This window comes from Phenylobacterium sp., assembly GCF_025351295.1.
Classification (GTDB): domain Bacteria; phylum Pseudomonadota; class Alphaproteobacteria; order Caulobacterales; family Caulobacteraceae; genus Phenylobacterium.
In genome coordinates this window covers 51,107-60,428 of record NZ_JANXWD010000043.1, presented here as the reverse complement: position 1 = coordinate 60,428, position 9,322 = coordinate 51,107, and the positions used below count along the sequence as shown (strand labels likewise).

Annotated in this window: 11 protein-coding genes; 1 reads left to right on the top strand and 10 read right to left on the bottom strand. The window is 73.2% G+C overall.

The annotated features are described in order from the left end of the window. Entirely contained in the window at positions 1-852 is an 852-nt protein-coding gene (locus Q0R13_RS06750) for an alpha/beta hydrolase (RefSeq protein WP_293901370.1), read from the top strand. 88 nt (positions 853-940) lie between these two features. Here Q0R13_RS06750 and tilS read toward each other — a convergent pair whose 3' ends face one another. The 10 genes from tilS to ruvA all read right to left on the bottom strand — a co-directional run bounded on the left by tilS (position 941) and on the right by ruvA (position 9,295). After that, on the bottom strand, positions 941-2,170 hold the full coding sequence (gene tilS, locus Q0R13_RS06745; RefSeq protein WP_293901367.1) for a tRNA lysidine(34) synthetase TilS: 1,230 nt from the start codon (positions 2,168-2,170) through the stop codon (positions 941-943). After that, positions 2,158-2,982, bottom strand: a complete 825-nt coding sequence (gene ybgF / locus Q0R13_RS06740) for a tol-pal system protein YbgF (protein WP_293901364.1) — start codon at positions 2,980-2,982, stop codon at positions 2,158-2,160. The genes tilS and ybgF overlap by 13 nt, the downstream gene beginning before the upstream one ends. Before the next feature lie 36 nt (positions 2,983-3,018). Continuing rightward, positions 3,019-3,591 (bottom strand): peptidoglycan-associated lipoprotein Pal, encoded by a 573-nt coding sequence (pal, locus tag Q0R13_RS06735; protein ID WP_293901361.1) that lies wholly within the window; start codon positions 3,589-3,591, stop codon positions 3,019-3,021. A gap of 69 nt (positions 3,592-3,660) precedes the next feature. Further along, on the bottom strand, positions 3,661-4,956 hold the full coding sequence (gene tolB, locus Q0R13_RS06730; RefSeq protein WP_293901358.1) for a Tol-Pal system beta propeller repeat protein TolB: 1,296 nt from the start codon (positions 4,954-4,956) through the stop codon (positions 3,661-3,663). 20 nt (positions 4,957-4,976) lie between these two features. Further along, a complete protein-coding gene (locus Q0R13_RS06725; protein WP_293901355.1) occupies positions 4,977-5,774 on the bottom strand; it encodes an energy transducer TonB in 798 nt (265 codons plus the stop codon). Beyond that, positions 5,771-6,259 carry a biopolymer transporter ExbD gene (locus tag Q0R13_RS06720; RefSeq protein ID WP_293901352.1) on the bottom strand — a complete coding sequence of 163 codons (489 nt, stop codon included), beginning with the start codon at positions 6,257-6,259 and terminating at the stop codon, positions 5,771-5,773. The genes Q0R13_RS06725 and Q0R13_RS06720 overlap by 4 nt, the downstream gene beginning before the upstream one ends. A gap of 3 nt (positions 6,260-6,262) precedes the next feature. Then, entirely contained in the window at positions 6,263-6,967 is a 705-nt protein-coding gene (gene tolQ / locus Q0R13_RS06715) for a protein TolQ (RefSeq protein ID WP_293901349.1), read from the bottom strand. Positions 6,968-7,021: 54 nt separating this feature from the next. Continuing rightward, positions 7,022-7,480 carry a YbgC/FadM family acyl-CoA thioesterase gene (locus Q0R13_RS06710; protein WP_293901346.1) on the bottom strand — a complete coding sequence of 153 codons (459 nt, stop codon included), beginning with the start codon at positions 7,478-7,480 and terminating at the stop codon, positions 7,022-7,024. Then, the gene (ruvB, locus tag Q0R13_RS06705; protein WP_293901343.1) at positions 7,477-8,505 is read right to left on the bottom strand and encodes a Holliday junction branch migration DNA helicase RuvB; all 1,029 of its coding nucleotides are present in this window, start codon (positions 8,503-8,505) and stop codon (positions 7,477-7,479) included. The genes Q0R13_RS06710 and ruvB overlap by 4 nt, the downstream gene beginning before the upstream one ends. 175 nt (positions 8,506-8,680) lie before the next feature. After that, the gene (ruvA, locus tag Q0R13_RS06700) at positions 8,681-9,295 is read right to left on the bottom strand and encodes a Holliday junction branch migration protein RuvA (RefSeq protein ID WP_293901340.1); all 615 of its coding nucleotides are present in this window, start codon (positions 9,293-9,295) and stop codon (positions 8,681-8,683) included. Positions 9,296-9,322: the final 27 nt, after the last annotated feature.

The following is a 9,322-nucleotide window of genomic DNA, read 5'->3' as shown; positions in this document are numbered from 1 at the left end:
TTGGCGCGGATCGCCTTCCGGGGAACCCGGGTCGACATCGGCGGCCGGGCGCTGCGCGTCGTGCGGGCCGGGCCGGAGGCCGCCACCCCGCTGATCGTTTTCGAGCATGGCGCGTTCGGCTGCGCCGCTGACTGGGCCGTAGTGCAGGAGAAGCTGGCGGCCAGGAGCCTGGCCAGCCTGGCCTACGATCGCGCCGGCCTTGGCCACTCCGACCCGGGCCCGGAACCGCGCGACGGCCGGGCGATCAACGACGATCTGGAGGCCCTGCTGGACGCCCTGGGCGAGACCCGGCCGATCCTGCTGGTCGGCCACTCCATGGGCGGGCTGATGGTGCGCCTGTTCGCCCTGGAGCGGACCCGGCCGGTGGCGGGCCTGGTGTTCGTGGACGCGGTGACGCCGGAGGTGGTCGGCCTGCCGGGCGGCGCGCCGGCGATCCGCGCCTTCGGTCGCATTCTGCAGGTCGTCGGCCACGGGGCGCGGCTGGGGCTGATGGTCCCGGTCTCCTTCCTGACCGGCAACCTGATCGGCCTGACCGGGGAGGCAGGGAGCGAGAAGCGCCGCATCCACGCCTCCAGCCCCCACGCCCACGGCGCCGCGGCCGAGGTGCTGAGCTGGCCGGCGACCTCGAAGCTGGCGGGCGCCGCCGAGCTGCCCGTGGACCTGCCGGTCGCCGTGGTGACCGCCGGCGCGCCCGCCGCCCGCGGCCCGCTCAAGGCGTTGCAGGAGGCCCCCGCCAAACGCGCCCGGCACGGCTATGTCGAACACGTCACCGCCTCGACCCACGCCAATCTCCTGGGCCCGCTCTATGCCGACGCCATCGTGCGCGGCGTCGACCATGTGCTGAACGCCTGAGGTCCAGACGCAAATGGACCTTTGAAATTTCCAGCCTTTCCATCTGGCTCCCGGCCTTCGCCGGGAGGAGCGGTGGTGGGTACGGAGCCTATTCCGGCTCCCGATCCACCAGCCCGGCGGCGGCGGCAAGCCTTGCCCCGACCAGACTTTCGGCGCCGGTGAGCGCCGGGCCGGTAACGGCGCCGGCTGGCCCGACCAGCGCCGGCATGCCGCCGCGGGCGGCGGCGGGCAGGTCGCGCAGCGACCGCTGCTGATCGCTTGGCAGGCGCCGGGTCAGTCCGGCCAGGCAGCGCACCTCATAGCCCGGGTCGTCGGCGGTCAGCTCGAAGCGGCCGTCCCAGACCTGGGCTCGACCCGCCGTCAGCGCCTTGGTCATCAGCCCGCCGCGCGCCAGTTCGCCGGTTTCGCGGAAGACCCGGATGTGGGCCGCGTCAGCCTCCAGGCGCGCGCCCGCCAGGGTGGCGACCACGGGGTCATGGCCGCGCAGGGCCTCGGCGGCGCGGGCGATCCGCGGGCTGGCCGGACGGCGATCGCCGCCGCCGGCGCAGACGCAGGCCAGGGCCACGAAGCGCCGGGCGTCCTCGAGCGGCGCGGCGCGCAGGACGGCGCGGTCCAGGCTGACGATCCCGGCCTGCTCCGTGGCGTGGCCGGCCAGGGCCAGGGGCGGCGGGTCGATTCGTGCGGCTGGGGCCGGCGGGCCGGCGCGGCGGGCGCGGCTGCGGGCATAGCGGAGGTCAGCGTTGGCGGGGTCCTCGATCCAGGTCTCGCCGCGCGACTTGAGCCAGTCCCGCAGGTCGGCGCGGCGCGCCTCCAGCAGCGGGCGCAGGAGGAACACCCCCCGCCCCTGCGGCCAGGCCGGGGACGGCGCCCACTCGCGCGGGTCAGGGGTGGTGGCCCCCTCCGCCCGCATCACCACGGTTTCCGCGAGATCGTCGGCGGTGTGGCCGAGCAGGATGACCCGGGCCCCAGCCTCGCGCGCAGCGTCGGCCAACAGGGCGTGACGGGCCTGCCGGGCGGCCGCGGGCAGGCCGGTCGTGGGCTTGGGACCCTGCCAGGCCAAGGCGCGGAACGGGTGGCCCAGCCGCCGGGCGACCTCGGCGCAGGCCGTGGTCCACGCGGTGGCGTCGGCCTGCAGGCCATGGTCGACGGTGAGGATCAGCAGCGGTCGACCGGCCGCGCGGGCCCAGCCGTCGGCGATCAGGGCCAGGGCCAGGGAGTCGCCGCCCCCGGACAGGGCCACGGCGACGGGGCGCGGGTGGTCGCGCAGCAGGTGGCGCTGGAAGGCGCGCTGCGGCGCGCACCGCGCTAGGCCGAGCACTTCGCCTGGGTGCGCAGCGCCGCGGCGCGGGTGGCGATTGCCGGGGGCGCCTTTGGATAGCGCCTCGGCAGTTCGGCCAGGGTCTGGCAGGCGTCGGCGGGCTTCTTGAGCGCCACCAGGGACTTGGCCAGCTCGACCACCGCCTCGGGCGCCCAGGCGGTCTGCGGCCAGCCGCGGATGGCGGTGATATAGGCCCGCGCCGCCTCGGCGTTGGCGCTGCGCGCCGCCAGGGTCTTGCCCCACCAGAAACTGGCCTCCGGCGCGCGCGGGGCGTCCGGATAGTTGGCCACATAGGCCGCGAAAGCAGTCTCGGCGGCGTCGTAGTCGCCAGACAGCATCAGTTGGCGGGCCTGGGTGAACGCCTTGGCCGGATCGCCGGCGGGGGCGGCCGCGGCGGTCTCCTCCGGCGGCGCGGGCGGTGGTGGAACCGCCTGGGCCGCGGCGGCCAGCTGCTTCTGTTCGGCCGCACTCAACCGGGTGGTCAGGGCCTGGACCTGGGCCTTCAGGGCCGCGTTGTCGCGCCGGGCCTGGTCCAGGTCGCGGGTGGCGCCTTCGATGGTGCCGTTGACGCCGCGCAGCGCGCCTTCGATGTCGCTGAGCTTGCTGCTCAGCTCGTCGATGCGCCCGTCGGTGTCGGCGGGCTGGACCACCACGGGCTTGCCGGTGTCGCGGAGCTGGAAGACGATGGCCCGCAGCTCGCGGATCACCTTCTCCATCCGGTCGACCCGCTTGGCGTCGCGGACGTCCAGCGGGTCCTCCATCGGCGTCTGCGACACGGCGGGCCCGGCGGTCGCCAGGACCGCCAGCGCCATCAGCACAATCGAGACGCGACCCGCACGCATCGCGACCTAGCGCGCGCCGCTGACGATCGCGGTGTGGCCGTTGCGATTCTTCTGCCAGGAATCCTCGCCGTTCCCCGCGTCGATCGGCGACTCCTTGCCGAACGAGATGGTGGCGATGCGGTCGGCGGTGACCCCGTGGCTGACCAGGTAGTCGCGCACCGAGTTGGCCCGCCGCGCGCCCAGGGCCAGGTTGTATTCGCGGGTGCCGCGCTCGTCGGCATTGCCCTCGATGCGGACCATGACCGCCGAATAGCGGCGCAGCCAGTTGGCCTGGGCGTCCAGCAGCGGCTTGGCGTCGTCGCGGACGTCGTGGCTGTCGGTGTCGAAATAGACCCGGTCGCCGACATTGACGACGAAGTCCTGCGCCGAACCCGGCAAGGCGGTCATCGCCGGCGTGGCCGATGGCGGCGCCGCGGTCGGGGGCAGCTCGGTGCGTGGCGGCGCCTGGGTCTGGGCCTGCGGCGGCGCCTGGGTGGGGTAGGTCGGCTTCGGCTTGTGTGCGCAGGCCGCCAGGGACGCGGCGGCGGCGCCCACGAGCGCCAGGCGGAACACCATGCGACTGTTCACGCTAAGAACCATCTGCGTCTCCTCAAGGGACCGGTTGGCAAATCACTATCAGAATCTATCGGGCGGTATTGGGGCGCAAGTCTAGTTAAGCAAAGGCGACCAGGCCGGGTCGGACCCGGCGCCGGGGTAGGGCATCGGCTGAAGGATTCGCCCGGTGACATCGACGCTCCACAACTTGGGCGGACCGCCCGGGGTTTCCCGCGAGAACATCAGAACCCGGCCGTTGGGCGCCCAGGTCGGGCCCTCGTCCAGGTAGCTGGAGGTCAACAGCCGCTCGTCGGAGCCGTCCGGCCGCATCACCCCGATGTGGAATTCGCCGCCGGTCTGCTTGGTGAAGGCGATGAACTCCCCGGTCGGGCTCCAGACCGGGGTGGTGTAGCGCCCGCCGCCATTCGAGATCCGCCGCGACGCCGAGCCGTCCGCGCCCATCACATAGAGCTGCGGCTGGCCCGAACGGTCGGAGTTGAAGGCGATCTTGGTCCCGTCTGGCGAGAACGATGGGGAGGTGTCGATGGACGGGTCGGAGGTCAGGCGGACCGATGCGTGGCTGGAGAGGTTCATCACATAGATGTCGCTGTTGCCGCCGCGCTCCACCGAGAACGCGACCTTGCCGCCGTCGGGCGAGAACCGCGGGGCGAACACCATGCCCTGGAAGGTGCCCAGACTCTCGCGACGCGCGGTCTCCAGGTTGAACAGGTAAATCGATGAGCTGTCGGGCCGCAGGGACATGTAGGTGATCTCCTGGCTGTTCGAGGAGAACCTGGGGGTCATGACGATGCTGTCGCCGGCGGTCAGATAGCTGGGGTTGGCGCCGTCCTGGTCCATGATCGCCAGCCGCTTGATGGTCTTGCCGCGCGCGCCGCTCTCGGCCACGAACACGATGCGGGTGTCGAAATAGCCCTTCTCGCCGGTCAGCCGCTCATAGACCGCGTCGGAGATCTTGTGCGCCACGCGCCGCCAGTTCTCCGGGCTGGAGGTGAACTGCAGCCCCAGCAGCTGCTTTTCCTGGGATACGTCCCAGAGCCGGAAGTCGACCCGGATCTGCCCGCCCTGCACGGTGACCGTGCCGTTCACCAGCGCCGAGGCGTTGATGTCCTTCCAGCTGGCGAACCGCGGCTGCACGGCGGCGGTGAGGTCGCGCTCGGTGAAGCTGGCCGGGTCCAGCGGCCGGAACAGGCCCGAGCGCTGCAGGTTGGCCGCGATCACCTGGGCGATGTCGCCGCCCACCGCGCCGCCGCTGAAGGCGGGTACGGCGATCGGCAGGGGCTGGACGTCGCCGCGGGTGACGGTGAGTTCGACCTGGGCCTGGGCCGGCTGGGTCATGGCGAGCGGCGCGACCGCGCAGATCAGCGCGAACATCAGGGTCTTCAGCCGCATGGGCAGGCTCCGGACTTGGATCATTGGTTGGCGCAGGCCTCGCGGGCGTCGAAATTGACCGCGAACTGCTGGCCGTAGAACTCCCGGGGCAGGCCGCGGAACGGGGCCGTGGCGTAGACGGCGCGGGCGGCGGCCTCGGCGCCGACCTTGCCGACCGCGGTGCCGGGGCTCTTCAGCTCGCTGGCCACCTCGCCCTCCACCTGGCCGCCGACCCCGATGCGGAAGACCACACGCACCAGAACGTCGCGGCCGCCCTCGACGTTGCAGTTGAGGTGCCAGTGGCGGCGCAGGTCGTCGGCCAGGCCCTTGGCGTCGGCCCCGGCGGCCAGCCCCGTCCCCAAGGTCTGGCGCGCCACCGGCGCCGTCTCGGCGCGGGTCGGGCCCTTGGCGGCGGCGGAGGGGCGCTGGGGGGCGTTGCGGGCCGGCTTGGCCAGGCTGTCGTAGAGGCTGTCGAAGTCGAGCGACTTCTCGACCGGCTTGGTCGCGGGCTTGGCCGGCAGCGGCGCCGGGGCCTTCTCCGCCGGCTTGGCGGCCTTGGGCGTCGGCGTGGGGACCGGCGGCGCGGGGCGCGGCGGCGGCGGGGCCGGTTCGGGCGGGGCCTCGGCGACCGGCGCTTCGGTCTGGGCGCTCTGGGTCTGCGGCGCCTGTTCGGCCGGCCGGGTGTCGGCGTCCGGCGCGCGCGAGACGATGGTCACCGGCACCACGCCGCCCACCTTCAGGTCGCGGCTGCCCCAGGAGATCATCAGGGCGATCGCCAGCGCGCCGTGCAGGCCGATGGAGCCCAGCGCCGCAGGCGAGACCTCGACGCGCCGGCTCACGGGGCCGCCTCGTCCTTCTCGCCGCCGGAAGAGGGGCCACCGGTGTCGGTGATCAGGTTGATGGCGCTGAAGCCGGAGGTCGACAGCGAGGCCATCACCCGGGCCACGATCTCATAGCTGGCCTTGCCGTCGGCCCGCACATAGATCGGCCGGGTGGTGTCGGTGGCCATTTCCTTCAGCCGCGGCGACAGCCGGCCGAACGGCACCGGGGCGTCGCCGATGAAGATCGCGCCGTCGGGGCGGATCGACAGCGTGATCGGGTCGGGCACGTCCTGCATGGCCCCGGCCTCGGTCTTCGGCAGCTCCACCGGCACGCCCGCGGTCAGCAGCGGGGCGGAGATCATGAAGATGATCAGCAGCACCAGCATCACGTCGACCATCGGGGTGACGTTGATCTCGCTGAGCGCGCCGCGACGGCCGCGTCCGCGGCGGCGCCTGCGGCCGCCGCCGCCGGCGGAGAAGGCGTCGTGGGCGGACAGCGCCATGGCTCAGGCGCGCTCGGACAGACGGCGCTGGATCGCCGTGGAGAGGTCGTCGGCGAACCCTTCCAGCCGCCCGGCGAACTTGCCGGCCCCGGTCGAGAAGGCGTTGTACGCAATATAAGCCGGGATGGCCGCGACCAAGCCGATGGCGGTGGCGAACAGCGCCTCGGCGATCGAGGGGGCGACGATCGCCAGCGAGGTGTTCTTCTGGATCGCGATGGCCTGGAAGGATCCCATGATCCCCCAGACCGTGCCGAACAGGCCGACGAACGGCGAGGCGGTGGCGACGATGGCCAGGCCGCCCAGGCCAGTCTCCACCCGGGCGCTCTCGCGGGCGATGATGGTGTCGAGGGTGCGGTCGATCCGCTGCACCAGGAACGCCAGCTGGCCCTCGGAGGCCTGGCCGCGGGCGCGGGCCTCGCGCCATTCCCGCAGCGCGGCCTGCAGCATGCGCGGCAGGGCGTGGCGGGGATGTTCGCCGGCGTCGGCGGCCACCTCCTCCAGGCTGCGGCCCGAGGCCACCGCGTCCTCGAACTTGTCGGCCTGGCGGTTGAGGGCGCCGAACCGGAACAGCTTGTCCAGGATGATGGTCCACGACCACAGCGACGCCAGGCCCAGCCCGATCATCACCAGCTTCACGATCCAGTCGGCGTGCAGGAAGACGCTGACCAGGTCGAAGCTCTGCGGGGTGACGGCGGCGGCCGGGTTCATCGTGTCTCCTGCGAAGGTTCGGCGTGTCAGGGGTGGGGGGCTTCAGTGGCGAACTTATGGCGTGGCGAACAGCGGGCTGAGCGCGGCGATGAGGCTGGGCGGCGGCCGCCGCGCCCGGCCCTTCAGGTCGATGCAGACGGCGTGGACCACGGCCTGCGCGATCACCGCCTCGCCGCGGAACAGGCGCTGGCTGACCATCAGCCGCGCGCCCTGGAGGCGGTCATAGGTGGTGCGCACCTGCAGGGCGTCGTCGATGCGGGCGGCGCGGCGGTAGTCCACCTCGATGCGAATGATCGTGAACGCCGTGGGTTCCGGCAACGCCAGCAGGGCCGAGTGGCTGATCCCCACCAGCCGGAAGAAGTCGCTCCGCCCGCGCTCGAAATAGCGCAGGTAGTTGGCGTGGTAGACGAGGCCGGTGAAGTCGGTGTCCTCGTAATAGATCCGCACCGGCAGCACGTGCTCGCGGCCATCCAGCCAGCCGGCGGAGGGCTCGGGACAGAGCGGCTGGCTCACTCGAACAGGTCCGTGGCGGGCGGCTGGCCCAGGCCTTTGGGCGCCAGCAGGCCCAGGTGGCTGTAGGCCTTGGCGCAGGCCATGCGGCCACGCGGGGTGCGCTGGATGAAGCCCTGCTGCAGCAGGAACGGCTCGATCACGTCCTCGACGGCGTCGCGGGCCTCGGCGATCGCGTAGGCCAGGGTCTCCACTCCGGCCGGGCCGCCGGCATAGTTCTCGATCAGGGCGCGCAGGTAGCGGCGGTCCAGGGCGTCCAGCCCATGCTCGTCCACGTCCAGGCGGGCCAGCGCCGAGGCGGCCGCCTTGCGGTCGATGATCGCGGCGCCGTCGGCGGCGGCGAAGTCGCGGACCCGGCGCAGCAGCCGGCCGGCGACGCGGGGCGTACCGCGGGCGCGGGTGGCGATCTCGGCCGCGCCGTCCAGGGCCAGCGCCAGGCCCATCTTCACCGCGGCGCCCATCAGCACCGTCTCCAGCTCGGCGTGGGAATAGAACTCCAGCCGGATCGGGATGCCGAACCGGTCGCGCAGCGGCGTCGCCAGCAGCCCCGCCCGGGTGGTCGCCGCGACCAGGGTGAACGGCGCCAGGTCGATGCGGATCGAGCGCGCCGAGGGCCCCTCGCCGATCACCAGGTCCAGGACGTGGTCCTCCATGGCCGGGTAGAGGATCTCCTCGACATTGGCCGGCAGGCGGTGGATCTCGTCGATGAACAGCACGTCGTTGCGTTCGAGATTGGTGAGGATCGCCGCCAGGTCGCCGGCCTTGGCCAGCACCGGGCCGGACGTGGCGCGGAAGTTCACGCCCAGCTCGCGGGCGACGAGCTGCGCCAGGGTGGTCTTGCCCAGGCCGGGTGGCCCGAACAGCAGCACATGGTCCAGCGCCTCGCCGCGCGCCTTGGCCGCCTCGATGAACACGCGAAGGTTGCCCTTGGCCTGCTGCTGCCCGACGAACTCGGCCAGGGTCTGCGGCCGCATCGCCTTGTCTGCCGGCTCGAACGGCGCCGGCTCGCCGGAGACCAGGCGGGTCACAGAGCGCCTCCCCATCGGGGGAGGTGGCGCGAAGCGCCGGAGGGGGTCCTCCACGCCGCCGCCGCCGCGATCCTGTCGGCGCCTTCGAGGCGCCCGGTCGACGCTTCTGAGCGGACCCCCTCACCCGATTCGCCGGAGCTCCCCCAACGGGGGAGCAACTGGCCAGCGCAACCCCTCACCGCCCCAGCTCCTGCAGGGCGGCCTTGATCAGCGCCCCCGGCTCGGCCTCGTCGCCCAGGCGGACGGCCGCGCTCTCGACCACGCGGCGGGCGGCGGATTCGGCGACGCCCAGGCCCAGCAGGGCGGCGACGGCCTCGCCCGCCGCGGTCGGTTTGGCGGGCGGCGGCGCGCCGCCGCCGGCGTGGAAGGCGGCCACCGGGCCGTCGGTGATCGGCTTGCCCTTCAGCTCGGTGACGATGCGCAGCGCCAGCTTCGGCCCCACCCCCTGGGCGCGGGCGACCAGGGCCTTGTCGTCGCGGGCCACGGCGGCGGCCAGCTCGGCCGGCGGCAGCACGTCCAGCACCGCCAGCGCCGCCTTGGGCCCCACGCCCTGGATGGTGCGCAGCAGCCGGAACGCCTGGCGGTCCTGGCGGGCCAGGAAGCCGTAGAGCGTCAGCCCGGTCTGCTCGCCGAACTGGCTCTCGACATGCAGGGTGGCCTCGCCGGCCGCGCCGGACAGCTGCGAGAGCGTGCGACTGCCGCAGCGGACCACATAGCCCACGCCCATCACGTCGATCAGCGCGTCCTCCTCGCCGACCTCGGCCACGGTCCCGCGCAGACGCCCGATCATGCGGGGCGCTCCGGGCCGCGGGCCCGG

What these genes read in the sequence shown, in the direction of transcription:
- ybgF (WP_293901364.1), bottom strand. Translation starts at nt 2,982, where the DNA reads ATGGCGCTGGCGGTCCTGGCGACCGCCGGGCCCGCCGTGTCGCAGACG.
- pal (WP_293901361.1), bottom strand. Translation starts at nt 3,591, where the DNA reads ATGGTTCTTAGCGTGAACAGTCGCATGGTGTTCCGCCTGGCGCTCGTG.
- tolB (WP_293901358.1), bottom strand. Translation starts at nt 4,956, where the DNA reads ATGCGGCTGAAGACCCTGATGTTCGCGCTGATCTGCGCGGTCGCGCCG.
- Q0R13_RS06720 (WP_293901352.1), bottom strand. Translation starts at nt 6,259, where the DNA reads ATGGCGCTGTCCGCCCACGACGCCTTCTCCGCCGGCGGCGGCGGCCGC.
- tolQ (WP_293901349.1), bottom strand. Translation starts at nt 6,967, where the DNA reads ATGAACCCGGCCGCCGCCGTCACCCCGCAGAGCTTCGACCTGGTCAGC.
- ruvA (WP_293901340.1), bottom strand. Translation starts at nt 9,295, where the DNA reads ATGATCGGGCGTCTGCGCGGGACCGTGGCCGAGGTCGGCGAGGAGGAC.